The 26,622-nt window shown below is 37.3% G+C and carries 27 protein-coding genes, 1 tRNA gene and 1 pseudogene; 18 read left to right on the top strand and 11 right to left on the bottom strand.

What is annotated here, in order from left to right; genetic code table 11:
• Positions 1-7 precede the first annotated feature (7 nt).
• Positions 8-514, top strand: a complete 507-nt coding sequence (locus J4771_RS09520) for a hypothetical protein (RefSeq protein WP_224134787.1) — start codon at positions 8-10, stop codon at positions 512-514.
• Positions 515-535: 21 nt separating this feature from the next.
• Here J4771_RS09520 and J4771_RS09515 read toward each other — a convergent pair whose 3' ends face one another.
• Positions 536-1,540, bottom strand: a complete 1,005-nt coding sequence (locus J4771_RS09515; protein ID WP_224134786.1) for a quinone-dependent dihydroorotate dehydrogenase — start codon at positions 1,538-1,540, stop codon at positions 536-538.
• 110 nt (positions 1,541-1,650) lie between these two features.
• On the opposite strand from J4771_RS09515, the gene J4771_RS09510 reads away from it, so the two are divergent.
• From J4771_RS09510 to J4771_RS09490, 5 genes are all read left to right on the top strand, one after another.
• Entirely contained in the window at positions 1,651-1,866 is a 216-nt protein-coding gene (locus J4771_RS09510; protein ID WP_224134785.1) for a hypothetical protein, read from the top strand.
• Positions 1,867-1,951: 85 nt separating this feature from the next.
• Positions 1,952-3,493 (top strand): glycine--tRNA ligase, encoded by a 1,542-nt coding sequence (locus tag J4771_RS09505; RefSeq protein WP_224134784.1) that lies wholly within the window; start codon positions 1,952-1,954, stop codon positions 3,491-3,493.
• A gap of 141 nt (positions 3,494-3,634) precedes the next feature.
• Positions 3,635-3,937, top strand: a complete 303-nt coding sequence (locus tag J4771_RS09500) for a cyclic nucleotide-binding domain-containing protein (protein WP_224134783.1) — start codon at positions 3,635-3,637, stop codon at positions 3,935-3,937.
• Positions 3,938-3,959: 22 nt separating this feature from the next.
• Complete coding sequence (locus J4771_RS09495; protein WP_224134782.1) at positions 3,960-5,096, top strand: serine hydrolase domain-containing protein; 1,137 nt, start codon at positions 3,960-3,962, stop codon at positions 5,094-5,096.
• A gap of 72 nt (positions 5,097-5,168) precedes the next feature.
• The gene (locus tag J4771_RS09490) at positions 5,169-6,389 is read left to right on the top strand and encodes an aminotransferase class V-fold PLP-dependent enzyme (protein WP_224134781.1); all 1,221 of its coding nucleotides are present in this window, start codon (positions 5,169-5,171) and stop codon (positions 6,387-6,389) included.
• Positions 6,390-6,465: 76 nt separating this feature from the next.
• Here the strand turns inward: J4771_RS09490 and bcp are convergent, their stop codons facing one another.
• On the bottom strand, positions 6,466-6,918 hold the full coding sequence (gene bcp / locus J4771_RS09485; protein WP_224134780.1) for a thioredoxin-dependent thiol peroxidase: 453 nt from the start codon (positions 6,916-6,918) through the stop codon (positions 6,466-6,468).
• Positions 6,919-6,950: 32 nt separating this feature from the next.
• Here bcp and nth point away from each other — a divergent pair, with 32 nt between their 5' ends.
• Entirely contained in the window at positions 6,951-7,565 is a 615-nt protein-coding gene (gene nth / locus J4771_RS09480) for an endonuclease III (protein WP_224134779.1), read from the top strand.
• Positions 7,566-7,685: 120 nt separating this feature from the next.
• Here the strand turns inward: nth and J4771_RS09475 are convergent, their stop codons facing one another.
• The 3 genes from J4771_RS09475 to J4771_RS09465 form a co-directional block, all read right to left on the bottom strand.
• A complete protein-coding gene (locus tag J4771_RS09475) occupies positions 7,686-8,039 on the bottom strand; it encodes a response regulator (protein WP_224134778.1) in 354 nt (117 codons plus the stop codon).
• Positions 8,040-8,050: 11 nt separating this feature from the next.
• Positions 8,051-10,291, bottom strand: a complete 2,241-nt coding sequence (locus J4771_RS09470) for a PAS domain S-box protein (RefSeq protein WP_224134777.1) — start codon at positions 10,289-10,291, stop codon at positions 8,051-8,053.
• 211 nt (positions 10,292-10,502) lie between these two features.
• The gene (locus J4771_RS09465) at positions 10,503-12,296 is read right to left on the bottom strand and encodes a DUF885 domain-containing protein (RefSeq protein ID WP_224134776.1); all 1,794 of its coding nucleotides are present in this window, start codon (positions 12,294-12,296) and stop codon (positions 10,503-10,505) included.
• A 306-nt stretch (positions 12,297-12,602) separates the two neighbouring features.
• Between J4771_RS09465 and J4771_RS09460 the strand changes: the two genes are divergently transcribed.
• From J4771_RS09460 to J4771_RS09430, 7 genes are all read left to right on the top strand, one after another.
• A complete protein-coding gene (locus tag J4771_RS09460; RefSeq protein WP_224134775.1) occupies positions 12,603-13,064 on the top strand; it encodes a hypothetical protein in 462 nt (153 codons plus the stop codon).
• Positions 13,065-13,182: 118 nt separating this feature from the next.
• Positions 13,183-13,863: a MotA/TolQ/ExbB proton channel family protein gene (locus tag J4771_RS09455; protein ID WP_224134774.1), complete on the top strand. Its 681-nt coding sequence runs from the start codon at positions 13,183-13,185 to the stop codon at positions 13,861-13,863.
• A gap of 125 nt (positions 13,864-13,988) precedes the next feature.
• Positions 13,989-14,387, top strand: a complete 399-nt coding sequence (locus tag J4771_RS09450; RefSeq protein ID WP_224134773.1) for an ExbD/TolR family protein — start codon at positions 13,989-13,991, stop codon at positions 14,385-14,387.
• Positions 14,387-15,274 carry a ferric siderophore ABC transporter substrate-binding protein gene (locus tag J4771_RS09445; RefSeq protein WP_224134772.1) on the top strand — a complete coding sequence of 296 codons (888 nt, stop codon included), beginning with the start codon at positions 14,387-14,389 and terminating at the stop codon, positions 15,272-15,274. The genes J4771_RS09450 and J4771_RS09445 overlap by 1 nt, the downstream gene beginning before the upstream one ends.
• A gap of 146 nt (positions 15,275-15,420) precedes the next feature.
• Positions 15,421-16,659 carry a bifunctional folylpolyglutamate synthase/dihydrofolate synthase gene (locus J4771_RS09440; protein ID WP_224134771.1) on the top strand — a complete coding sequence of 413 codons (1,239 nt, stop codon included), beginning with the start codon at positions 15,421-15,423 and terminating at the stop codon, positions 16,657-16,659.
• Positions 16,660-16,708: 49 nt separating this feature from the next.
• Positions 16,709-16,783: transfer RNA gene (locus J4771_RS09435), tRNA-Val, on the top strand.
• Between the two features lie 115 nt (positions 16,784-16,898).
• A complete protein-coding gene (locus tag J4771_RS09430; protein WP_224134770.1) occupies positions 16,899-18,434 on the top strand; it encodes a YifB family Mg chelatase-like AAA ATPase in 1,536 nt (511 codons plus the stop codon).
• 54 nt (positions 18,435-18,488) lie between these two features.
• Here J4771_RS09430 and J4771_RS09425 read toward each other — a convergent pair.
• Both J4771_RS09425 and J4771_RS09420 read right to left on the bottom strand, forming a co-directional pair.
• Positions 18,489-18,754 (bottom strand): annotated as a pseudogene (locus tag J4771_RS09425) (DUF3078 domain-containing protein); the annotation flags it as partial.
• Between the two features lie 12 nt (positions 18,755-18,766).
• On the bottom strand, positions 18,767-19,876 hold the full coding sequence (locus J4771_RS09420; RefSeq protein WP_224134769.1) for a DUF3078 domain-containing protein: 1,110 nt from the start codon (positions 19,874-19,876) through the stop codon (positions 18,767-18,769).
• A 151-nt stretch (positions 19,877-20,027) separates the two neighbouring features.
• Between J4771_RS09420 and J4771_RS09415 the strand changes: the two genes are divergently transcribed.
• The 3 genes from J4771_RS09415 to gdhA all read left to right on the top strand — a co-directional run bounded on the left by J4771_RS09415 (position 20,028) and on the right by gdhA (position 23,516).
• Positions 20,028-20,813: a rhomboid family intramembrane serine protease gene (locus J4771_RS09415; RefSeq protein ID WP_224134768.1), complete on the top strand. Its 786-nt coding sequence runs from the start codon at positions 20,028-20,030 to the stop codon at positions 20,811-20,813.
• Between the two features lie 49 nt (positions 20,814-20,862).
• On the top strand, positions 20,863-21,972 hold the full coding sequence (dprA, locus tag J4771_RS09410) for a DNA-processing protein DprA (protein ID WP_224134767.1): 1,110 nt from the start codon (positions 20,863-20,865) through the stop codon (positions 21,970-21,972).
• A gap of 185 nt (positions 21,973-22,157) precedes the next feature.
• Positions 22,158-23,516 carry an NADP-specific glutamate dehydrogenase gene (gene gdhA / locus J4771_RS09405; protein ID WP_224134766.1) on the top strand — a complete coding sequence of 453 codons (1,359 nt, stop codon included), beginning with the start codon at positions 22,158-22,160 and terminating at the stop codon, positions 23,514-23,516.
• 164 nt (positions 23,517-23,680) lie between these two features.
• Here the strand turns inward: gdhA and J4771_RS09400 are convergent, their stop codons facing one another.
• From J4771_RS09400 to J4771_RS09390, 3 genes are all read right to left on the bottom strand, one after another.
• A complete protein-coding gene (locus tag J4771_RS09400; RefSeq protein WP_224134765.1) occupies positions 23,681-23,968 on the bottom strand; it encodes a hypothetical protein in 288 nt (95 codons plus the stop codon).
• Positions 23,969-24,078: 110 nt separating this feature from the next.
• Positions 24,079-24,570, bottom strand: coding sequence for a YkgJ family cysteine cluster protein (locus J4771_RS09395; protein ID WP_224134764.1), 492 nt, complete (start codon positions 24,568-24,570; stop codon positions 24,079-24,081).
• 194 nt (positions 24,571-24,764) lie between these two features.
• Positions 24,765-24,911, bottom strand: coding sequence for a hypothetical protein (locus J4771_RS09390; protein ID WP_224134763.1), 147 nt, complete (start codon positions 24,909-24,911; stop codon positions 24,765-24,767).
• Positions 24,912-25,138: 227 nt separating this feature from the next.
• On the opposite strand from J4771_RS09390, the gene J4771_RS09385 reads away from it, so the two are divergent.
• Positions 25,139-25,528: a group III truncated hemoglobin gene (locus tag J4771_RS09385; protein WP_224134762.1), complete on the top strand. Its 390-nt coding sequence runs from the start codon at positions 25,139-25,141 to the stop codon at positions 25,526-25,528.
• On the opposite strand, the gene J4771_RS09380 is transcribed toward J4771_RS09385, so the two are convergent.
• The gene (locus J4771_RS09380; RefSeq protein ID WP_224134761.1) at positions 25,525-26,601 is read right to left on the bottom strand and encodes a calcium:proton antiporter; all 1,077 of its coding nucleotides are present in this window, start codon (positions 26,599-26,601) and stop codon (positions 25,525-25,527) included. The two genes, J4771_RS09385 and J4771_RS09380, sit on opposite strands and share 4 nt — an antisense overlap.
• Positions 26,602-26,622: the final 21 nt, after the last annotated feature.

The following is a 26,622-nucleotide window of genomic DNA, read 5'->3' as shown; positions in this document are numbered from 1 at the left end:
AAAAAATATGAAAAACATTTTTACAATTTTAGCCGTTTTCTTTTTTACATTTTCTTTTTCACAGGAAATTAAGCTCAATAAAAGCGCTACAAAATTTGAGAAAGACGGCGTTACCTACAAACTTTCTGAGTACAAAACGCAATTTACCAATCTTGTTGCTAAAGACTATATTAGTAACGGCAGAAGCTCCCGAACTTTGGCGAATATTTTAGGTTTTGGTGGCGGATTATTAATTGGTGCAGGTTTACCAAACGCTTTGTCCAGCAATAAAGATTCTGTGTACATCGATCCCTACACTGGCTATTCCACAAAAATAAAAACTAAAAAACCAGGATGGACTTTGGTTGGAATTGGACTTGGTGTTGTAGCAGTTGCTGTTCCTTTTTCGGTGGTTGGAAACAAGAAAATTAGAAAAGGAGTGGAAACTGAAAATAAATTCGAATCTTCTTCAAATGCTAATTTTTTGCAATTTAATGTGAATGACAATGGAATTGGGTTGAGTTATAACTTCTAATGGAGGGAGCGTTGTTAGCGCTTAAAGCGCTAACAACGCTTTGTTGATATCGGAAATCAAATTTGGTCCTTCATAAATAAATCCGGTATAAAGTTGAATTAAACTTGCTCCCGCTTCCAATTTCTCTAGAGCATCTTCTGCTGTGTGAATTCCACCAACGCCGATAATTGGAAAAGCTTTTCCGCTTTTTTCGGAAAGAAATCGGATGACTTCTGTGGAACGTTTTGTTAAAGGTTTTCCCGAGAGACCACCTGTTTCTTTTTTGTTTTCTGAAACTAAATTTTCTCTTGAAAGTGTTGTATTTGTGGCGATAACGCCCGCAATTTTTGTTTCGTTTACAATTTCGATGATGTCTAAAAGTTGTTCATCGGTTAAATCGGGTGCGATTTTTAAAAGAATTGGTTTTGGTTTTTCCTTTTCTGAATTGAGTTTCTGCAAAGTGCCCAAAAGTTCTTTCAAAGGTTCTTTCTCCTGCAAAGCCCGAAGATTTGGCGTGTTTGGAGATGAAACATTTACCACAAAATAATCCACATGATTGAATAATTTTTCGAAGCAAATGATATAATCATTGACGGCGTCTTCATTTGGGGTGACTTTATTTTTGCCGATATTTCCGCCGATTAAGACGTTTTTGTTTTTCTTCAACCGTTCTACAGCCGCATCAACTCCGCCATTGTTAAAACCCATTCTGTTGATGATGGCAGAATCTTCTATCAATCTGAACAACCTTTTTTTCGGATTTCCCTCTTGAGGTTTTGGCGTTAAAGTTCCGATTTCAATAAACCCGAATCCTAATTCAGAAAGTTCGCTGAACATTTTCGCATCCTTGTCGAAACCTGCCGCCAAACCAACGGGATTTTTAAACTTTAAACCAAAAACTTCACGTTCCAATCTTTTGTCTTCCAAAGGTTTTGGAAAAAGTAATTTGTTCAGAAAGCCGAAATTTTTAAGAATATTAAAGGTGAAATAATGAACTTCTTCAGGATCGAATTTGAATAGAATGGGGCGAATCAGTGATTTGTACATCAGGAAATTTTGTTGCGTAAATTTAAGAAAATCGAAGACAAAATAAAAATGTCAATAAAATCTTAATTTTTTGTTAAAAAATGTTAAAATCGGTATAACATATTACAACAATGAAAAAACTTTCAACTTTCGCTTTGCTCTTTTGGACCATTTTTTTGTTTTCGCAAATTAAAGAAAAACAGGATTACGTTTATCTAAAAAGACCAACGGACTCTTCTAGAACATTTAAAGTAACCATTGCGGGAAAACCGTTTTATACCGAATTCAGACCTTATAAAACTGCCGTTAATCTAGAGCAGTCTTATATTACCCGAATTAATCTATAACGATCATTGAAGATTTATTTTGCACAATTAATTGCCAAGAGTAAATAGGGAAAATTTCCCTATTTTTGCACAAATTCTAAAAACGATGGCAAAACAGGAAGATGTTTTCAAGAAACTGATTTCACATGCGAAAGAGTACGGATTTATTTTTCCTTCAAGTGAAATTTATGACGGACTTTCGGCGATTTACGATTACGGACAAAACGGTGCGGAACTGAAAAACAACATCAAGCAATATTGGTGGAAAGCGATGGTTCAGCTCAATGATAATATTGTGGGAATCGATTCTGCGATTTTCATGCATCCAACCATTTGGAAAGCGAGCGGTCACGTCGATGCTTTCAATGATCCTTTGATTGACAACAAAGATTCGAAAAAACGTTTCAGAGCCGATGTTTTGCTTGAAGATTATTGTGCGAAATTAGAAGACAAAGCGCAAAAGGAAATTGAAAAAGCGGAAAAAAGATTTGGCGACGCTTTCGACAAAGCACAGTTTGAATCGACCAATCCAAGAGTTTTGGAATACCGTGAAAAACAGGACACCATTCTGAAAAGAATGGCTCGCTCGTTGGAAAACAATGATTTAGCCGATGTAAAAGCTTTGATTGAAGAACTCGAAATTGCCGATCCGGAAACTGGTTCAAAAAATTGGACCGATGTTCGTCAGTTCAACTTGATGTTCGGAACCAAATTAGGCGCCGCTTCTGAAAACGCGACTGATTTATATCTTCGTCCGGAAACTGCACAAGGGATTTTTGTAAATTTTTTGAATGTTCAAAAAACTTCCCGCCATAAATTACCTTTCGGAATTGCTCAAATCGGTAAAGCATTTAGAAATGAAATCGTTGCAAGACAGTTCATATTCAGAATGCGTGAATTTGAACAAATGGAAATGCAGTATTTTGTTCCACCGGGAACGGAACTTTCTTTCTATGAAGAATGGAAACAAAAACGTTTGAATTGGCATTTGGCTTTAGGTTTAGGTTCCGATAACTACAAATTCCACGATCACGAAAAATTGGCGCATTACGCAAATGCTGCTGCAGATATTGAATTCAAGTTTCCATTTGGATTTAAAGAATTGGAAGGAATCCATTCCCGAACCGATTTCGATTTGGCGGCTCACGAAAAGTTTTCGGGAAGAAAATTACAATATTTTGATCCGGAAAGAAACGAGACCTATGTTCCTTACGTGGTAGAAACGTCGGTTGGATTGGACAGACTGTTCTTGGCAATTTTCTCTAACTGTTTGAAAGATGAGGTTTTAGAAGACGGTTCAGAAAGAACGGTTCTTACACTTCCACCTGCTTTAGCTCCTGTGAAAGCGGCGATTTTACCTTTAATGAAAAAAGATGGACTTGGTGAATACGGCGAAAAAATCTTCAACGATTTGAAATACGATTTCAACGTGATTTACGAAGAAAAAGACAGCATCGGAAAACGTTACAGAAGGCAAGATGCAATCGGAACACCTTTCTGTATCACTGTTGACCACGATTCTTTGACAGACAACACGGTAACTTTAAGAGACCGAGATACGATGAAGCAAGAAAGAGTTGCTGTTGCAGATTTAAGAAGAATTATTGACGAGAAGACCAACTTTAGAAATTTGTTGCAGAAGATTTAATGCTCAGACAAAATAAAACTATAATAGCCTCGGAGAAATTCGAGGCTTTTTTTTCCTTCAGTTTAAGATGAAAAATGAACTTCACCGATTTTAATCACACTTCAAAAAAATTCATATTTAAAAAGCATCAATTTTTTATCTTTGATAAAATTAATTAATGCGAAAAAAATCTACATTCTGCTATTTTGTATTTTTCAAACTTTAGCTTCTGCACAATCGCAGGATTTGGCGACACTTGCGAAAGGCGATTATCTGGGTTTCAACGCCTTGTTTGACCAGAAAGATAATCTTTTCGGTTACTTCACGCTTTTCGGTTACGGGAAATCGGGTGACAAAACCAAAAAATTCCAGTACGTCATCTTAGATAAAAACCTTAATCCCATCGCTAATAAAAATCAAAAAGTGTTTTTAAATATGATTTTAACTGTGGTTTATAAACATTAAATTTGTTCTAAAGATTTTGCAAATGGTTAAGAAAGTTTTTCGAGGATTCGCTGCTGTTTTGGCGTTCATGATTGCGCTTACTTATGGTTTTGGTTACGACTATTTATTCAAAGGAATTCGGGAAACTTATCTTCGTGGAGAAACGGGCTCTACCATTGATGATGGCAAATATTTCCCTTCACACCTCATTGCAAAGGGAAATTCTAAACCATGGATTAAAGATTCCCTTTACAATAAAAAGCTTTTACCGAAAATTTTAGTTGAAGATTTAAAAAAATCTCATACCGCTTCATTTCTTATTATTAAAAACGGCAAATTGCTTCACGAGGAATATTGGGATAGCTATAATCAAACTTCAAAAACCAATTCATTCTCCATGGCAAAAGCGGTTACGGTGATGTTGCTCGGAAAAGCCATTGAAGAAGAAAAAATCAAAAATTTGAATGTAAAATACGCTGATTTTTACGAAAACTACAAAAATGTGGAATTTGGGAAAGACTTAACCATCGGCGATTTGGCAAAAATGGAGGCGGGATTGGATTGGACTGAAAACTACAAAAACCCGTTCCTTCAAAACGCAAAAGCCTATTACGGAAAATCATTAGCAGAAGCGGTTTTTCTACGCGGATTCAAAAACAAACCTGCCACTAAATTTGAATACCAAAGTGGAAGTACGCAGCTTTTGGGATTTGCAGTTCGAAAAGCCGTAAACAAACCACTTGCAGAATATGCGTCCGAAAAATTGTGGAAACCCCTCGGAATGGAACAAAATGCAGACTGGACTGTTGATGAAAACGGAATGGAAAAAACCTTTTGCTGCATACAATCCAATTCGCGGGATTTTGCAAAATTAGGTCAATTGTTTCTGGATAATGGAAAAGTAGGCGATGTACAATTACTGAATTCTAATTTCCTGGAAGAAATGAGAACACCAACCAAACTTTCGAACGGAGCTTATGGAATGGGACTTTGGATTAATTATGATGCCGCGATTAAACATTATTATTTTTGGGGACTTTACGGACAATATATCATTTTAATTCCTGAAAAACAGATGGTTATCGTGAAAACCGGCACTTACAAAGATCAACCAAAAGACGTAAAAGGAAGACCTGAACAGGTTGGATTTATTGTGAATGAAGTTTCGAAAAACTTTTGAGGCAATTCTTTTCACATCTATAAAATTCTCGAATTATAATTCCATAAATTTGAACCATTCTAAATAATAAAAATGTTCGATATACAAAATATTCGCAGTCAGTTTCCTATTCTCTCACAAAAAATAAATGGTAAGGATTTGGTTTATCTCGACAATGCGGCAACCTCGCAAAAACCTTTATTGGTGCTTGATTGCTGGATGAAATATTATACAGAAATTAATGCCAATGTTCATCGGGGAATTCATACTTTAAGTCAGTTGGCAACGGAAGAAATGGAACTGTCGCGCAGAAAAATTCAAAAATTCATTAATGCGAAACATGATTTTGAAGTAATTTTCACCAAAGGAACAACGGAAGGTTTGAACCTTATCGCCTACTCTTTAACGAATCTGATAAAAAAAGATGACGAAATCATCATTTCGTATTTAGAACACCATTCTAATATCGTTCCGTGGCAAATGCTCTGCCAAAGAACCGGAGCAAAATTGAAAGTGATTCCTATGGATGAAAACGGAGTTTTGCAAATCGACTTTTTGGATAAAAATTTAAGCGAAAAAACGAAAATTGTCTCTGTGAATCAAGTTTCCAATGCTTTGGGAATTGTAAATCCAATTGACGAGATTATTTCTAAAACCCGGGCAAATTCAAATGCGCTGATCGTGATTGACGGCGCACAATCTGTTCCACATATGAAAATAGATGTGCAAAAAATGGATTGCGATTTCTTTGTGTTTTCCGGGCATAAAATGTACGCACCCATGGGAACAGGGATTCTTTATGGAAAAGAAGAAATTTTGAGAAAAATCCAACCTTTTCATGGCGGTGGTGAAATGATTGCATCGTGCTCTTTCGAAAAAACGACTTATGCAGATTTGCCCTTTAAGTTTGAAGCAGGAACTCCCAATGTAGGCGGAAATATTTCTTTAGGAGCAGCAATCGATTTTATGGAAAACATCGGTCACGAAAATATTCAGAATCATGAAAACGCTCTGTTGGATTATGCGCAGAAAAAACTTTTAGAAATCGATGGCTTAAGAATTTACGGCGAAAAAGCCAAAAGAACAGGCGTAGTATCTTTCAATCTCGAAGGAATTGGAATTGCCTCCGATGTTGGAATGATTCTCGACAAACTCGGAATTGCTGTGAGAACCGGACATCACTGCACGCAACCGATTATGGATTTCTTTGACATTGCAGGAACCGTTCGCGCGAGTTTTGCGGTTTACAATACTTTTGAAGAAGTTGATATTTTGGTTGAAGGCGTGAAAAAAGCGCAGAAAATGCTTTCTTGATCTATTTCTCGCAGATGACGCAGATTAATCATGCACAAAAAATCTGCGGGATTTGCGTAATCTGCGGGAGAAAATTTTATGCATTTTCCAAAATTTGTTCCGCCGCAATTTTAGATTTTACATCAGAAATTACTCGGCTACAAATTCCGTTTTCATCGAAGAGAAATGTTGTTCTTACAATTCCCATATACGTTTTTCCGAAAGTTTTCTTCTCTTGCCAAACTCCGAATTTTTCAATCACCTCATTATTTTCATCCGCAAGTAAATCATATTTAAAACTAAACTTTTCGTGGAAGTTTTTCTGCCTTTTCACTGAATCTGCTGAAATTCCCAACAATTGATATCCTTCTTTCTTTAATTTGGAAATGTTGTCATTCAAATTACACGCTTCAACCGTACATGTTGGTGTATTCGCTTTTGGATAAAAGAAAATCACCAATTTCTTTCCCATAAATTCTGAGGATTTGATGGTTTTTCCTTCTTGGTTTTTCAATTCGAATTCAGGTATTTTATCGCCAACTTTTAACATATTGATTACTTTTGTGTAAAGTTACCCCAAAAATGACCAAAAAACAAAGAGCCGAAACCATTTTGCGTGAACTCGAAAAACTATATCCCGAAGTTCCGATTCCTTTAAATCACAGAGATGCTTTCACACTTCTTGTTGCAGTAGCACTATCTGCACAAACCACCGATAAAAAGGTGAACGAAATCACCCCAAAACTTTTTGAAGCAGCCGACACGCCTTTTAAAATGGCTAAACTTGAATTTGAAGAAATCCGAGACCTCATCAAAGAAATCGGTTTAACGAATCAAAAGGCAAAAAATCTGAAAAGAATGTCTGAAATTTTGGTCGAAAAACACAACGGCATCGTTCCCCAAACTTTCGAAGAATTGGAAGAACTTCCCGGAGTTGGGCACAAAACTGCAAGTGTGGTGATGAGTCAAGCTTTCGGATTTCCCGCATTTCCTGTCGATACCCACATTCACCGACTTATGAAACAATGGAAATTGACAGAAGGAAAAAACGTGGTTCAAACAGAAAACGACGCCAAAAAATTGTTCCCAAAAGAAACATGGAACAAAGTTCATTTACAAATTATTTTCTACGGCAGGGAATATTCACCCGCAAGAGGAAATCAGGAAAGGGATTTTTTGACGAAGATGTTGTTTTAGTGAATTCGCTTTATGGTCAATTTGCTTCGCAGTGAATTTCTTTTAGAGTGAATATTAATGATGTAGTTGAGAGAATTCACAATTCACTTTCCGAAGGAAATATTCACCATTAACCTTTCATCATTTCAACAATTTCTCCACCTTTTTCACCAAATCATCAATCTCAAAAGGTTTTGACAGAAAATCGTCAACTCCCACATTTTCACTGATTTTCACTGCGTCGGGATGTGCGGACATCATCATAATTTTGATGCCTTCAGTTTCTGGATTTCCTTTCACTTCCTTGGTTAAAGTTCGCCCGTCAACTCCCGACATCAGCATATCGGTGATGATGAGTTTGGGTTTGTTGCCCTCAATAATTTTTCCAAATTCTAATGGATTACAGCAGGATTCCACGTTGTAACCTTCGGCGAGCAGAATGTTTTCGATGAGTTCGCAAATGTCGCGATTGTCATCTACCACTAATATTTTCACAGTTTATTTTTTTAATCTTTGTAAAGAGAAAGAGCGAAATAGAATTTGCTTCCCACATTTTTTTTGCTTTCCACCCAAATTTTTCCGTCGTGTCTTTCTAAAATATCTTGCACGATAAAAAGTCCGATACCGAAACCAGGGTAGGTTTCTTCGTCGTCGCCTGAAACCCTGTAAAATCTTTCAAAAATTTTCGTCAGTTCGTCATGTTCCATTCCAATTCCGAAGTCTTGAACCGAAACTACGGCGCTTTCTCCATCGACATACATTTCCACGTTCACTTTGTCAGATTGTGGGGAGTATTTAATGGCGTTCGTTAAAAGATTATTCAGAACTTGGGTTATTCTTTCCTTGTCGGCAAAAACTTCGATATCTGAAGCGTGTTTCAACTCAAAATTTATTTGATGACTTTGTTCAGAAGCTTTGATGTCTTCGATGGTTTCGGTAACGAGTTCCAGAAGCGAAAATTCTTTTTTATTGAGTGGAAGTTTCCCCGATTCTATTCTTGAAATATCCAATAAATCACCAATTAAGGCCGTCAATTTGTTGACCTGCTTTTCAATGGTGTTTAATGAATTCACCAAGAATTTATCATCCGATTCACCACGCATTTTTTTCAGTAACTGAACATATCCTTTTATTGTTGTAACAGGAGTTTTCAGTTCATGATTCGCCATTTTGATGAAGTCATTTTTCTGCTTTTCCTGCTTCTTCATGTCATCGATATCCGTACTTGTTCCGACCCATTTTTTTACGTTTCCGTTTTCGTCGAGTTCGGGATAGGCGCGGCTCATGAACCATCGGTATTCGTTTTCCTTATTTCTGAAGCGGTGTTCAAAGAAAAACGGTTTTTTCGTTTTTACACTTCTCATCCAAAGTCGGATATTCTCCTCCTGTTCATCGGGATGCACGATTTCTGTCCAACCGTTTTCCTCAATGAAGTCGTTGTAATTTTTCCCCGAATAATCCAGAGTTTCTTTGTTAACATACGTCAAAGTCCCATCGGGTTCGGCAATCCAAACGATTTGCGGCATGGAATCGGCGAGAAATCGGTATTTTTTTTCACTTTCGCTGATATTTTTTTCGAAATCTTTATGTTCGGTAATATCACGGATTGTTCCAGAAATGTAGGATTTTCTTCCATCGGGAGACGGCATTAATCGACCATAAATTTCAATCCATTTTACGGTTTTGTCACGTAGAACAATCTTGGTCTGATAATACAAATCGCCCGTTTCTTTTGCTTTTTTTAAAGCTTCAAGACGAATCGGGATAAATTTGTGATGAATATGTTTCTCGAATATTTTGGAATCAATCGTTTCGGTATTTACATCATACCCGAAAATCTCCAAAAATCTTGGTGAGAAATTAAATTTTTCCAACGTTTCGGGATCCATATCGAATCTGCCGAGTTTTGTGGCATCCATCGCGGTGTTTAACTGATGGTGGCTTTGCTGCAAGAGAATTTCGTTGTTTTTCTTCTCCGTAATGTCGCGCATAACGCCCAACATTCGGTAAGGATTTCCTGATTCGTCAAAAAACACTTTTCCTTGGGTGGCAATCCATTTTTCAGCAACTTTCTTGTCGATTAAGCGTGATTCGTATTGATAGATTCCTGTTTTTAACGCTTTTTCGAAGGCTTTTTCCACCACATTTTTTCGGTCTTCCTCAACGAGATGTTCGCGCATGGTTGCATGAAGAATTTTCTCGTCTTTATCGTAACCAAAAATTTCTGCGAGATACGGTGAATGAACAACTTCGAAGGTTCTGAGATTCAAATCCCAAGTTGCGGTTTGGGTGCTTTCTGTCGCCAAACGAAGACGTTCCTCCTCTTCCTTAATTTTATTCTTAATGCCGATTAAATCTGTGATTTCGATAACAACCGTCGCAAAATATTGGAAATTTCCATCTTCATCATAAATCGGATGATAGACAAAATTAAAGAAAACATCCTGCAAAATCCCGTTGCGAATCATTTTGATGCTGTATTCGGGAGCGTAAAATTGTTCGCCTGTTTTTTTGATATTTTCAAAAATAGGAAATAACTGTTCTTTTGTTTCAGGAAAAACTTCAAAAAGATTTTTGCCGACAACTTCTTCCCTTGTCTTTTGAACAATCTGAAGCCAAAAATCATTAACGGACTCAACGAGGTAATCGCCCGTCATCAATGAAAAACCGAACGGAATATGATTTAATAAATTTTCAAGAACATCCCCTTTTAAGCCCGAAATTGATAGCGGAAAATTCTCTTGCATTCAACATAGTTTTTTGAAGGGTAAAAATAAAGAATATTTTTCATTCCTTATTACTATTTTTTATTTTATGGTTAAAATATACAACCATAAAATAAAGATGTTTTCATTTCGGCAACAAGTTTTAATTATTTATAAATTATTCTAAAATACAAAACGAATCCACCAAATTCGGTGGATATTACTTGTTTTAATCCTGTAAATCGTCAAAAAATTACTGCTTTTTCGCCCAATTGTCCATCTTTCTTTCAAGAACGTCCAACGGAAGACAACCTTGATTCAAAACCTCATCATGAAATTGGGCTAAACTGAATTTTGAACCCAACTGTTTTTGGTATTTATCGCGGAGTTCCCGGATTTTTAAAGCGCCGATTTTGTAACTCAAAGCTTGTCCCGGCATCGCCATGTACCGCTCTATTTCAGCGGTTGCTCCTGCTTCATCGTACGCAATATTGTTTAGGAAATAGGCAATAGCCTCTTCTCTCGTCATTTTTCCGGTGTGAATTCCGGTGTCCACAACAAGGCGAACCGCACGCAACATCGCATCGCTCAACGAACCCATTTTTTGGTAAGGATCGGTGTAAAGTCCAAACTCTTTACCGAGTGATTCGCAATATAAAGCCCAACCTTCTCCATAAGCTCCAAACCAACCGAAACGCATAAATTTTGGAAGTTTTGTATTTTCCTGCTGCAAAGAAATCTGATAATGATGTCCCGGAATTGCTTCGTGAAGAAACAGCGATTCCATCCCGGAAGTCACATTAAATTTTTCAGGATTTGGAAGGGGAATGTAAAAAATTCCCGGTCTTTTTCCGTCGGGAGTTCCCACCACATATTCTGCACTTGCGCTCGCTTCACGGAATTTTTCGGTCTGTCTAATTTCGAAAGGTGTTTTCGGAGTGATGGAAAACATGGTTTTCAGTTTTGGGGTGATTTTGGTTAAGATTCCATTGAAAGCTGCCAACACTTCTTTGTTGGTTTTGTAAGGCATTGCTTTCGGGTCTTCTTTAACGTGAGAAATAAACTGTTCTAATGTCCCATTAAATCCCACTTGTTGCTTTACTTTCTCCATTTCGTTTCGCAGCATCGCGACTTGTTCTAAACCAATTTTATTAATTTCTTCAGGAGTTTTTCCGGTCGTCGTCCAACTTTTTGCGTAGTAGGTGTAAATTTCGTTTCCTTTTGGTAAAGCGTTGATTCCATCGGTATTTCTCGCTTTCGGTAAATATTCTGTTTCAAGAAAGTTGCCCATTTTGGTGTAAGTCGGAATGATTTTTTTGCTAATCATATCCTTATACAAAACGGTGAATTTATCTTTTTGAGCAGCGTTAAAACTTTTTGGGAAATTTTTAATGGGTCCGTAAAAAATATTTTTATCAAAATTAGTCGTGATGATTTCATCTGCTTTCATCTGCGGAATCATTTTCACTACCAATTTTTTAGGCAACACATAATTATTGGCAATTCCTGTTCGGAAATTTTCAATCGCGGTATCCATCCAATCCGGAAATTTTTCGGCTCTCTTCAACCAATCGTCGTAATCTTTTTCGGTTTTGAAAGGTTGGCTTCCCTGCCCGCTTCCCAACAGTGGAAAATCGAGCGGCAATCCACCAAACTGCGTGAACGGAATGTATTCAGGATGATAAGCGTAACGTTCTATCTTGTCTTTTAAAGCATAATCCAAAACATCGTAAACGGTTTTCTGATCGTCGCTCAAGTTTTTATAATCCACCTTTTTCAATTGCTTTTGAACAGAATTGTAAAAAGAAATTTCACCCGAGATAAAATCCTTGTCAATATTAATCGGCAATTGGTCATTGTAGCGCAAATCGCCTTGAGCAGTGGCTTCAAGAGGATAAAGCTTTAAATATTGTTCATAATAATTAGAAGCAATGGAATCCAATTCTACTGGAGTAACTTTGGTTAAAGGCGAATCTGATTTTTTGCACGAAAAAATCATTGCAAAAACCGACAATGCAAGAATTACTTTAAAAAACGTTTTTTTCATTTTTAAAATTTTGTGATTGCTAAATTATAATAAAGTTTCGAGATACAGTATGTGAGGTTCGAGGTTCGAGGTGCGCGCTGCGGAATTCCAAATCTGGAAAACAATTTTCAGCACTTAATAGATTTCTCACATCGTTCGAAATGACCAATTCTCCTTATGTGTAAAGATTGCATTTTGAAACCTTGCATCCCGTAACTCGTAACTCGTATCAAAAAAAACTCAAAAAATTTTGCACATACAATCTATTTTTTATCTTTGTTCAATCAGTTTAATTATCAAACATTTAACACATTTTTTTCTACCGAAATGAAAGGGATTTTAAAAATCTACCACCCCGAAGAAACCCTTAAATACCACATCAAAAGCACTTACTGCAAAGCGGTTTACACCAATAAAGAACATTTTTTGGAAGTTGAAATCATCACGGACGATTCTTTGGACCATGTTGATGATGATTCTTTGCAATACAATTTTCCGCAACTTTCGATGAATATCTTCGATTTCCCGATTGAAGATGCCGAACTTGCAGGAAAAACTTTAGTAATCAATGATTCCAATGAGGAAACTTACACCAATGTCGACCTTTTCGATGATGAGGATGCCTATCTTTATGACAGCGAACTTGCTTTTGAACAAGATGGTGAAGGCGAGCTAAATCTTTATTGGAAGGGAAATATTGATGATTTCTACACCGGCTCCGATGAACCGATTCCCTTTAAACTGAAATGCAATTTCAAGCAGGATGAAATTGTGATTGAGGAAGACTAAAATCCTTTTCAATTTTTACTTTCATACGGGATGATTTTAATTTAAACCTTCTAAACATCGGCATTTCAACAATATTAAGTTGTTTTTGCCGTTAAATTTTAACATCAAAAACTAGAAAATGTTTTTACAGACCCCTACTCAAGTTGTAAATACGGCTACAGAAAAACACGTCTTTTCGCTTTGGGAAATCCTTTTCAGCGGCGGAATCATTGGAAACACGATTATGATTGCTATTTTTCTCACGGGAATTTTGGCGCTTTATATATTTTTAGAAAGATACTTTTTCATTAAAAGAGCTTCAAAAGAAACTCCGAACTTTCTTGAAAACATTAAAGATTTTGTTCAGGAAGGTAAAATCCAAACCGCAGTAGATTATTGCAGAACCATCGATTCTCCCGAAGCTAGGATGATTGAAAAAGGTTTGGCAAGAATTGGAAGACCTATTTCCGACATTTCGAACGCGATGCAAAACCAGGGACAACTTGAAGTTTCTAAATTGGAAAAGAACCTGAATATTTTGGCTTCAGCTTCAGGAGCAGCGCCGATGTTGGGTTTTTTGGGAACAGTGGTCGGAATGATTATGGCGTTTTTTGAAATTTCAAATGTTACAGGAGCGGTAAGTCCGAAACTTTTAGCATCAGGAATTTATACGGCGATGGCGACCACTGCAGTTGGTTTATTCGTGGGAATTCCCGCCTACTTCTTCTACAATATTTTGGTGACGAATGTGGACCGATTGGTTTTGAAAATTCAGACGCATGTGAACGAGTTTTTGGACACGTTGAATAAGCCATTGTAAAAGAGCCAAGTAAAAAGAGCCAAGAACCAGGTGTGAATGGTAAATTTTCCTTCGGAATTGAATGGTGAATTTTTTAACCGAAAACCTGAAACAAAACAATAAACCCTTTAAACAAAATTGTCGCAATGGAACTGAAACGAAGAAACCGTGTAAACGCCGAATTCAGCATGGCATCGATGACGGATATTATTTTCCTGTTATTGATTTTCTTTATGATTACGAGTTCCGCCATTTCACAAAGCGCAATTGATGTTAAACTGCCAAAAGCAGATGCTTCAAACCCAAGCGTTCAAGATCCATCGACAGTGACGATAAAGGAAGACGGCAAGTATTTTGTGAACGATAAGGAAATTCCAAAAGAACAACTTGAAAATTATTTAGTAGAAGCTTTAAAGGGAGAACAAAACCCTTCATTTACAATTAGAGCAGACCAAAACACCAAACATAAAGACGTAGTTTTCGTGATGGGAATTGCGGAAACTCACAAATACAATTTAGCGATTGCTACTACGCAAACAGACTAATGGATTACGCAGCACAGCATATCAGAAACGAACGAAAAGACAAAACGAAAAGTGCGATAATTACTTTTCTGGCTTCATTGTTGGTTTTTTTGCTGATTTTTTTCTACACTTTCACAAAAACCATCCAAAAACCTGAACAGATTACCACGATGCTCATCAATTTCGGTGACAATCAAAACGGAGCTGATTTAGAAGAACCCGCAACACAGGAAGGAAGCTTGGCTGCAAATAGTGAAGTTACTGTTCCGGAACCCGTTAAAGAAGAAGTGAAGGAATCAAAACCTGAACCTGTAGCTGAACCTGCAAAACCTGTAAAAGAGAAAATCTTAACAGGAAACAACAGTAAAGCTTCCGCACCAAAAGTCGAAAACGTTACCAAAACAGAAACAAAAACCGCATCCAAAGCAACGGAAAAAACACCTACAAAAACAATTTCTACTAAAGCTGCCGCAACAAAAGCAGCAACACCCAATTCAAAAACTGGGACCGGTGATGGAAAAGGAACTGCCGCAATTGGAAATTTAATTAAAGGGCGAGGAACCAAAACCGGTACTCAAGGAACCAATGGGACAACAGGAAACACGGGAGATCCATTGGGAGGCGATGGAAACGGCGACAGCAAAATCGGAGTTGACCGAAAATTAATCGGTTTTATTCCCGGAACCATGGGGAGAGGCGGTGCTCAACCTTCGCACAACTGTTCTGCAAGCGGAACCATTAACATTTCATACACGGTAGATAAAGCCGGAAATGTGATTTCTGCGCGTCGTTCGGGCGGAATATCCGATAATTGTGTGGCAACAACTTCGGTGGAATGGGTGAAAAGGTATGTGAAGGCGGAAAAAGCGAATACTTCCTCAACCGGGACTTATCGCATTACTTTTTAATTTGATAGGATTTTTTTAATTTCTACAACAAGTTTATTTTTTTTACAAAATTTGGACCTTATAGGTTTCCGAAACCTAATAGTTCTCCAAAAATTGTAGATTCAAAAAAAAATCAAAATTCCAAAAAGTTTTAAGAATTTTGCGTCATGACAAATCAGCAGTATCAGGAAGCAATCGAATGGCTGTTCGTACAGATGCCGAATTATCAAATCGACGGACAAAAAGCGTACAAACCAGGACTTGACAACATCAAAAAACTATGCGAATTTTTCGGAAATCCACAAGATAAAATCAAAACCATTCATATCGGTGGAACGAACGGAAAAGGCTCTACAAGCAATATGCTCGCTTCGGTTTTGCAGGAGTGCGGTTATAAAATCGGTCTCTACAATTCCCCACATTTAATCGATTTCACGGAAAGGATTAAGGTGGATGGGGAAAATTGCGACAAGGAATTTGTCTATCATTTCATTCAGAAATTAAAAAATTTACCGGGAGAAATTCGTCCGTCTTTTTTCGAATTCACCACGATTATGGCGTTCGAGTACTTTTATCAGCAAAAAGTTGATTATGCGATAATTGAAGTTGGTTTAGGCGGAAGACTGGATTCCACAAACATTATCAAACCTTTGGTTTCTGCGATTACGAATGTTCAGCTGGACCATCAAAATATTTTGGGCGACACTATTGCACAAATCGCAGTAGAAAAAGCGGGGATCATCAAAGAAAAAACTCCGATTATTTCAGGCGACGAGAATGACCTCGTAAAAAAAATCATTAAAGAAAAAGCGGAGAAGCTTCATTCCAAATTTTTAGATGCTACTTTAATAAAAACCGATTTAAGGTCTGATTTACTAGGAAACTACCAAGAAAAAAACATTCGTGTTGTTCTGGCCCTGGTCAATGAGTTACAAAAATTAGGTTTAAAGATTTCTGAAAAGAATATTGAAACAGGATTGATGAACGTCCATAAAAACACTAACTTCATTGGTCGGTGGTTTGAGTTTTCAGATAATCCTTTAACAATTTGCGACACCGCACATAATCAAGCGGGATTGGAAATGGTTTTTTCACAACTGAATGAGATTCCAAAATTTAAGCATATTGTTTTAGGCTTTGTTAATGATAAGAAAATCGATGAGGTATTGAGGATTCTACCTGAAAAAGCTACTTATTATTTTGTAAAACCGTCTATCAATCGTGGCAGAAATCCGTTGGAGTATGAAGAATTGCTGAAAAAATCAAAAATAAATTATAAAATTTTTCAAGACGTCAATTCAGGATATCTTTCTGCAATACAGAATGTTAGAGATGGTGAAATGATTTTCATCGGTGGAAGCAACTTTGTCGTGGGAGAATTTTTAGAAAAAAATTTGCAGAAATAAAAAAACCTCGTATATTTGCCGAACGAAAATTTGAAAAATCAAATTGATCGGGTTCTTAGCTCAGTTGGTTCAGAGCATCTGGTTTACACCCAGAGGGTCGGGGGTTCGAATCCCTCAGGACCCACAAAACAAAAATCTTTCAGGAAACTGGGAGATTTTTTTGTTATGTACCTAAAGACTCTTCCAATTTTTTCGACAACATTCAGTAATTTTTCCTAATTTTACTCAAAACACGAATCATGTTAGTCAAAATTTACGGGAGTGCTATCCACGGCGTTTCTGCGCAAACCATTACCATTGAAGTCAATGTGGATACTTCCGGTGTTGGTTATCATGTGGTCGGACTTCCAGATAGTGCGATTAAAGAAAGCAGCTACAGAATTTCAGCAGCGTTAAAAAACCAAGGCTTCAAAATCCCCGGAAAAAAAGTGACCATCAACATGGCTCCTGCCGATATTCGTAAAGAGGGAACTGCCTATGATTTGAGCATTGCTTTAGGTATTCTTGTGGCATCCGAACAAATTAAAGCGGAAAACATCGGCGATTATGTCATCATGGGCGAACTTTCTTTGGACGGAGGTTTGCTTCCCATAAAAGGTGTTTTGCCAATTGCCATCAAAGCGAGGGAAGAAGGTTTCAAAGGAATAATTTTACCGAAACAAAACATTCGTGAAGCTGCAATCGTTGATCAGCTAGAAGTTTATGGGATTGAAAACATCAAGGAAGTCATCGATTTCTTTAATAATGGGATTCCTTTAGAAAGAACTACTATTGATACTCGAAAAGAATTCCAGGAAAAAATTAATTTCTTTTCCACCGATTTTTCTGAAGTCAAAGGACAAGAAACCGCAAAACGAGCAATGGAAGTCGCTGCTGCAGGTGGTCACAATATCATTTTAATCGGCCCTCCCGGAAGTGGAAAAACCATGTTGGCAAAAAGAGTTCCCAGTATTTTGCCGCCCTTAACTTTAAAGGAAGCTCTAGAAACCACAAAAATTCATTCTGTGGCAGGAAAAATCGGGACGGAAACTTCTTTGATGACCGTTCGTCCCTTTAGAAGTCCACATCACACCATTTCGGATGTCGCACTCGTTGGAGGCGGAAGTTATCCGCAACCTGGAGAAATTTCTCTGGCTCATAACGGCGTTTTGTTTTTGGACGAAATGCCCGAATTTAAAAGAACCGTTCTAGAAGTAATGCGTCAACCTTTGGAAGATCGAGAAGTCACTATTTCCCGGGCAAAATTTACCGTAAATTATCCTGCAAGTTTCATGTTGGTCGCAAGTATGAATCCAAGTCCAAGCGGATATTTCCCCGACGATCCCAATAATACTTCCTCACAAATTGAAATGCAGCGTTACATGAACAAACTTTCCGGACCGCTTCTCGACAGAATTGATATTCACATTGAGGTTCAGAAAGTAGAATTCGAACAGCTTTCCGATAAAAGAAAAGGCGAATCGAGTGATGAAATTAGAACCCGCGTTTTAAAGGCAAGAGAAATTCAGTCGAAAAGATATGAGGATTTCGAAATTCATTACAATGCTCAAATGGGACCGAAAGACATTGAAAAGTACTGCGAACTTACCGAAGATTCACAAAATCTCATTAAAAACGCCATGGAAAAACTCAATCTTTCAGCGAGAGCTTATGATCGAATTCTGAAAGTCGCAAGAACCATCGCAGATTTAGAGGAAGCTGAAAACCTCAGTTCTGCCCATATTTCGGAAGCCATTCAATATAGAAGCTTGGATCGGGAGTTTTGGAATGTATAAACAAAATGCCACCTCAAATATGAAGTGGCAAATTTTTTAATTTTTATTGAAAATTTATTTCCAAGTCTGGTTGCTCTTATTATCAGAACGTTTTATACCGTTGTTAATATTATAAGCGAAGCAACACCCAAAGTTTGCTTAACCTGCGTTTTCCAGATTTGCTTGTGATCGTACAACAAATCCAATGTAATCACAGAAGAAACATATTTGTTGATTTTCATGTTTAAAACCCCTCCATAAGAAAGAACCAATCTTTCCAGGTGATCCAAATAATTTGAGAAAACTGAAGCAGTGTTGACCAAAGTTACATTTTCCATCAATTATTTTTTTAGCTAATTTACAATGAAAGGCTTAATAAGTTTCTTGTTTTTTTCTTTGTTCTCAAAACCGAGGTTGTAAGAGAAACCAATTCCTAAAGTCTGCTTCATTTGAAGCTTCTGCAATTGGTCATGGTCATAAAGCAAATCGAAACTCACCACCGCAGAAATAAATTTATTGAATCTGATGTCCAAAGTCCCGTTGTAAGACACATCGATCCGTTCGGGATGATCAATGTAGCTGCTGAAAAAATTAACCTGATTGGTGAAATTAATGTTTTCATAAATTTTTAACCGGTAAAGAATATTCAGTAACGCTCCCAAATCCGCTTTTACATTTTGTCCGTCTTGCTCCAAACCATATTTCCCCGCATATTGTAAATGAGGATCCATCACTAAGGTAAATTTACCATTGATTGGGCGAAAAATCACCTGAAAATTTTCACTCGGATTATACGAAACACCGACTCCGACATTCAAATAACCCGGTGCCATAAATCGGGAAACGCGGTCGTCATAACTTGGATCCGGCGTTAAAGAATAATTGTATCCCGGCGCAAATTGGGATAAAAATTGAAAACCTGTAGAAAGATAGAAGTTCTTCCCAATATCATAACCGTAGTTCGACATGAGGTTGATGTAGTCTTCGGTTTTTCGGGCTGCTTCACCACGGGACGAAACAAAACCGTAGCCTAATTTCAGCGTATTGTCAAGAAAATGCTTCCCATTTTTATACGTCAAATTATAGTTGATTTTCCCGATGACGCCGATACTGTTATTCCCTCCCGAATTCCAATTGGAAAATGATGACTGGTTAAAAACCAAATTATGTTGCCCGTAGTAAAACCATTTGATGACGTCATTCTTTTTCAGAATATTATAAGGCGTAACCGGAATTTCGCCCGTAATATTCGCAATCACAACCTTATCATGAATCACAATCGTGTCTTTGAAATGCGCTTCAAGATTGATTAGTTTTGGATTTGCCAAGCTGTCCAGATCAAGAGCAATCGAATTCCATTTGCTTTGCGAAATTGAATCTATTTGTTTTTGAACATCATTTCTGATCTGCGAGAAAGAAAGTACAGAAATAAAGCTTAAAACAAAAACCCAAATTTTTCTCATAGCTGCAAATTTAAGACAATCACAAAAAATATAAAAACATGGATATTGAACTTTTATTACTTTTTGTCTGCATTTTTTATAGATTTTCAAAAAGAAATAGCCATATTTACTTAAATATTGATTTGGCTGCATTTTCGCTGAAAAAGAAATTATGTTCAAACAAGCCCTAAATTATAAAGCGGTAATCTACGCAGCCATCATGGTTTCCTTGATGTGGCTTGGTTTTTTGGCACAGAACATCGGTTTGCTTGAAGGTTGCAACGGTGCCATTATTCCACTCGTTCCTTCAGGTTTGAAAGGGGTGATTTTTTCGCCTTTCCTTCACGGAAACACGGAACATATTTTCAGCAATTCCGTTCCCATTTTTGTTTTAATCTTTTTACTGTTTCAATTTTATCCTTTCATTGCTAAAAAGGTTTTCTTTTTGGGTTGGATTCTCACCGGACTTCTTGTTTGGCTGCTTCCTCCGATTGATGTTTTTACAGGCGACTATAATTATGTCTGCATAATTGGCGCAAGTGGAATTGTGTATGTCCTCGCGTTTTTCCTATTCTTCAGCGGCGTTTTTCGCTGGAACATGAAGTTACTCACCGTTTCAATGGTGGTCGCACTTTATTATGGGGGATTGGTTTGGGGAATGATGCCGGAAGAACTTTTCTCAACCCTTGAAACACCGAGCAGAATTTCATGGCAGTCGCATCTTTCCGGCGCTGTGATTGGCGTAATGATGGCGTTTATCTTTAGAAAAACAGGCGAAGAAAAGCAAAAATTCATCTGGGAATACCCTAATTATTACAACGAAAAAGACGACAAACTTTGGCAGGAATACCGAGAAGCGCATCCAGAAGATTTTCAGGAACTGCCGTACAAAAAGAAGGACAATGTTTGGGAAAGACTGGATGAACTTCGCAAAAACGGATATTCTGAACTTCCTTAAATGATTCTAATGAAATGAATTTTTTTCAATAAATTTGAAAAAAATAACCATGTTTTCCGAAGAAACCCTTTATACCATCGCGCTTCGCCATTGCCCTTTAGTTGGCGATATTATCTTCCGGAAACTGGTTAGTGAAATAGGTTCTGCAAAGGAAGTTTGGTTGCTTTCTAAATCGGGATTAAGAAACATTTACGGCATCGGCAAAAAAATTTCACATGAAATCGGAAACGATGAACATTTGAAGTTTGCAGAAAAAGAACTCAAATTTTGTGAAAAGCACCATGTCAAAATCAACCTTCGTCATCTTGGACATTTGCCCAAATTTTTGAATGAATGTGATGATGCTCCTGCAATTCTTTATCAAAAAGGAGATTTAGATTCTTCTCTAAAACCCATAAGCATCGTAGGAACAAGGAATGTCACGACATACGGAAAACATTTTATCCAAGATTTTTTAGAAGCGGTAAAAAACAAAAACTTAGTCACAGTCAGCGGACTTGCTTTAGGTGTTGATACAGAAGTTCATGAAGAGTCGCTTAAAAACAACATTCCTACCATTGCAGTTTTGGCGCATGGTTTTCACACGCTATATCCAACAAAAAACAGAAAGCTTTCTGACAAAATTTTAGAAGAAAACGGCGTTTTGTTCACCGAATTCAACACGTCCCAAAAACCGGACCGCGAGAACTTCATTCAAAGAAACCGTGTTATTGCAGGACTTTCTCCCTCTACAATTGTTGTGGAAACTGCTTTTGGAGGGGGTTCAATCAGCACGGCAACTTTTGCCAGCAATTACAATCGCGAAGTTTTTGCTTTACCCGGAAAAATTTCCGACAAATACAGCCAAGGTTGCAATCAGTTGATTTTTCAGAATAAAGCAGCAATCATTTCTACAGTATCTTCGCTTATAGAACAGCTTGGTTTTCAAAAAGATAGTTCCAAAATTGGCGAACTTTTTCCAACTTCGGAAATTAAAATTCAGTTACCGGAAAGTCAGCAAATTATTTTGAACTCCTTGGACAAAGCCGTACCTTTATCTCTAGACGAAATTGCTGGAAAAATAGATTTACCCACCTTCAAAATTTTGCCAGATTTGCTTCAACTGGAAATTTCTGGTTTTGTGAAGGCGCTTTCTGGGAGACAATATCTTGCACTTTAGGAATTTTTAATTTTTAATAATTTATTGATATTCTGTTAACATTCAAGAATTCATATTTTTAAAGTTAAAATTATCAATTTAATAAAAATATTACGTGTTTTTGTTAAAATTTTAGCAAATTGCAAAAAAAAACTTGCAGTATTTGTAAAAAAAATTAAATTTGTTATCAATAATACTCACCCTTTATGGAACATTACAATGTAGAGCAAAAAATTCAGGAATTTATTGCGAAAATCGAAGCCAAGAACCCAAATGAACCCGAGTTTCTCCAAGCGGTAAAAGAAGTTGCGGTTACTGTAATACCTTTCATCGCGACCAAGAAAGAATATAACGGTATGAAACTTTTGGAAAGAATGTCGGAACCAGAGCGAACTATAATTTTCAGGGTTGCGTGGGTTGATGACAAAAATGAAATCCAGGTGAATCGTGGTTTCAGAATTCAAATGAACTCGGCGATTGGTCCATACAAAGGTGGAATTCGTTTTCATCCAACGGTGAATTTATCTGTTCTTAAATTTTTGGCTTTCGAACAGACTTTCAAAAATTCTTTAACCACTCTTCCGATGGGCGGCGGAAAAGGAGGTTCGGATTTCGATCCGCAAGGAAAATCCGACATGGAAATCATGAGGTTTTGCCAAGCTTTTATGACAGAACTTTGCAAACACATCGGCCCAGAAACCGACGTTCCTGCAGGTGATATCGGAGTTGGCGCAAAAGAAATCGGATATTTATTCGGGCAGTACAAAAAAATTAGAAATGAATTTACGGGAGTTTTAACCGGAAAAGGTTTGGCTTACGGAGGTTCGTTAATTCGTCCTGAAGCAACTGGATACGGCGTTGTTTACTTCGCTGAACAGATGTTGAAAACAATTGGACAGGATTTTAAAGATAAAGTAGTTACCGTTTCAGGTTTCGGAAATGTTGCATGGGGAGTTGTGAAAAAAGCGACAGAACTTGGAGCAAAAGTTGTGACGATTTCTGGTCCTGATGGATATATTTACGATAAAGAGGGAATCAGCGGTGAAAAAATCGACTATTTATTAGAGTTAAGAGCGAGCGGAAACAACCGTGCGGAAGATTACAGAAAGAAATATCCAAATGCAGAATTTTATCCGGGAAGAAGACCGTGGGAAGTGAAATGTGATGTGGCGATTCCTGCTGCAACACAAAACGAACTCTTTCTTGAAGACGCAAAAATTCTTGTTGCAAACGGAGTGATCTGCGTAACAGAAGCTGCAAATATGCCTTCAACTTTGGATGCGATTAATTATTTCCTAAACAGCAAAGTGCTTTTCTCTCCAGGAAAAGCTTCCAATGCGGGTGGAGTTGCAACTTCCGGTTTGGAAATGACACAAAATTCAATTCGATTGAACTGGTCTTCCGAAGAAGTTGATGCCCGTTTAAAGGAAATCATGATTGGGATCCACAAAGCGTGCAAAGATTACGGAACTGAAGAAGACGGATATGTAAACTACGTAAAAGGTGCAAACATCGCAGGTTTCGTGAAGGTCGCGGAAGCAATGTTGGCTCAAGGAGTGGTATAAAAATAGAAAAGGCTCGAAAATTTCGGGCTTTTTTCTTTAGATAAATCCTGTCCCGGGAAAATGGGAAAAAGTAAAATGGAAGGATAAAAAGCATTGATTTTCAATGCTTTTTATTATTTGTGAAAAAAAATCCCGAAAAATATCGGGATTTATTGATGTGCGGCTTACTCAATTCTTTCTCTCTTCGCTTCCGCTTTTTGCTCTTTTACTGGTTCTGCTTTCAATTCTGCAGCTGCTTCTGCTTTTTGCTCGGTTGCTTCAATTCTTTTCTTTTCTGCGGCAACCTGATCTTCTGTTGCAGCAGTGGTATCTGATTTTGGTTCTGCTTTTACAGCTGCTTTGGTTACCACTTCAGCTTTTGCCTTAGAAATCTTTTCAGCTTTTGCGGTTTGAGCATTGGCTAACGACACTCCTGCAATCAATACTGCTGCAGTTAAAACTACTTTTTTCATAATAATTAAATTTGATTAGTACGGTAAAACAACGCAAATAAAATTAAAAGAATATTTCTCTTCTGAAAGTTTAACGAACTTTATCAATCTTTAAGACTTGCAAAATCAAATTATTTCCTTTGCAAATTTTTCTGAATTTTCTCTACAAACTCAAAGGCAGCCGGACAAATTAGGGTGTTTTTAATCGTGAGGTGATTGATCTGGTAAATCTTTTTTCTGTCCGTATGTGGAAATTCTCTACACGCTTTTGGACGTACTTCATAAATAGAGCAGGTATTGTCCTCATTCAAAAACCAACACGGTAGATGTTGCAACACTTTATCGTTGTCTTCATCAGTTCGCAAAAATTTTGCCTCGAAATCGGAAATTTTCATTTTCAAATGTTTGGAAATTCTTTCGATGTCTTTTTCGGTAAAAAGTGGTCCGGTTGTTTTGCAGCAGTTGGCGCATTGCAGACAATCGATTTCTTCAAAAACTTCGTCGTGGGTTTCCTGAACGAGATAATCCAGGTTTTTGGGCGGCTTTCTCTTTAAACTTTCAAGAAATTTTTTGTGTTCTTTCTGTTTTAAAGATGCCTGATTTTTGTAGAATTGTAAATCCATCTTTTTTTGTTTAAAATCGTTTGAAGTGGTTTGAGGGGGTTTGAAATGGTTTTGAAAATGAAAATCAAACAAAATCAAACAAAATCAAACTCAAATATTTACTTTTTCATACGCATCAATTTTGCTCAAATCTAGAATAGTGGTTTTGTGGTCTTCGCTTGATTCATACCTTTTGATGAATTTCGCGCCGTAAATTATTTCAGAATTAATATAGGAAGTTTTCTGAACCACGGTGTTTGCAAAACCTCATCGAAAGCTCGAATCTGAACCATGATTTGAATATCGGTTTCAGCATCGTGAAAATCTTCTTTCTCTAAAACCGAAAAATGGAGAATCTTCATCTATTTTATGAACAATCGTCCAATTTAATTACAATAAAATAATTTTGTGCAACTCCACATTAAGACGATAAAAATTGCTTTTTGGAACCCCGGAATTGCTCCCAAAGCCGCTTTCATCGCGCGATTGTTGGCGGATTGTTCTTATTTTTCTTGCCATAATTTTGCAAAATTAAACTATATTGACTGAAGTCATAAGTTTAGCCATAAATAAAAAGTAATTTTGATGCATGAAAAAATTGGAAACAAGAGATGATATAGAACTTTTAGTGAATAAATTTTATGAGAAAGTACAGCATGACGACACGATAGGTTTCTTTTTCAATGACGTTGCAAAAGTGGATTGGAGCAAACATTTGCCGAAAATGTACTCGTTTTGGGAAACCATACTTTTCGGACAAATGACGTATAAAGGAAATCCGATGGCCGTACATTTCCCGATCAATGAAAAAATACCGATGGAAAAAAGGCATTTCGAACATTGGGTAAAATTATGGACTGCCACGATTGAAGAAAACTTCTCCGGAGAAATGGCGGAAACCGCGATTTATAAAGCCAATAATATTGCCAATTTGATGGGCTTCAAAATGGAAACGGCAACGAGGTTGAATAAGAATTAAGGCACAATCACCGTAAAAATATACGCCGCCAAATTCACGAGCAAAACAGTTCCGTAAAGGTGATTGGTTTTTCCCCGGCTTAACGAAAGCATCACCGTGAAAATGGAAAGTACCAAAAGAATAATCGATTTCATGTCGAGTCCCAATACAAAAGGAATGTCGTAAAGAATACAAACCACAGAAATTGCCGGAATCGTTAATCCAAGGCTCGCCAAAGCGGAACCCAAACCAAGATTGATGGAGGTTTGAATTTGATTGTTGCTCGCCGCACGAATTGCAGCCAAACCTTCGGGAAGTAAAACGACGAAAGCGATAATTACTCCAACCAAAGCTCTGGGAGCGCCCACATTTTCAACAAAATTTTCGATAACCGGTGAAAGTCCTTTTGCCATAAAAATTACAACTGCAAGACAAATTATTAGCAAAACCAAACTAATAACCGTCTCGAGAATTGTTGGAGGTGCTGCTTCATGCGTAGTGTTATCTGGCTCTTCTACAACAAAATAATTACGATGTCGAACAGTTTGAAACATTAAGAAACTGCCGTAAATCACAAGACATGCCGAAGAAATAAATACCAACTGACTTTCGGTATAAAACGGCCCGCGAATACTTGAAGTATAATTTGGTAGAATTAAAGTGAGAACCAAAATCGCAATCAAGCTAACCAAATAAGTCGTCGCGGAATTGGTGATGAAGAATTGTTCCTTATATTTTCTGCTCCCAACCAAAATACAGATGCCAAGAATTCCGTTCAGTATAATCATGACCGCTGCAAAAACGGTATCTCTGGCGTAAGTCATCGCGCCTTCTCCACCGGAAAGCATGAACGAAATAATTAAACCTACCTCAAGAATGGTGATGCAAATGGCGAGAATTATTGTTCCGTAGGGTTCGCCCACTTTATGGGCAACCACTTCTGCGTGATGAACTGCCGCCAAAACCGTGGCAAATAATAAAATTGCACCCACAATATTGGAAAAAATGGTGTCATTTAATCCGCCTAAAAGATAAAAAGCGGAAGAAATGACGGGAAAAATAATCGACCAATGAAGTAATTTTTTCAATTTCATAACTTAAGATTTGCGACAAAA

The sequence above is a fragment of the Candidatus Kaistella beijingensis genome, assembly GCF_020084865.1.
Taxonomy (GTDB): domain Bacteria; phylum Bacteroidota; class Bacteroidia; order Flavobacteriales; family Weeksellaceae; genus Kaistella; species Kaistella beijingensis.
This window is presented reverse-complemented; position numbering and strand designations above follow the sequence as displayed.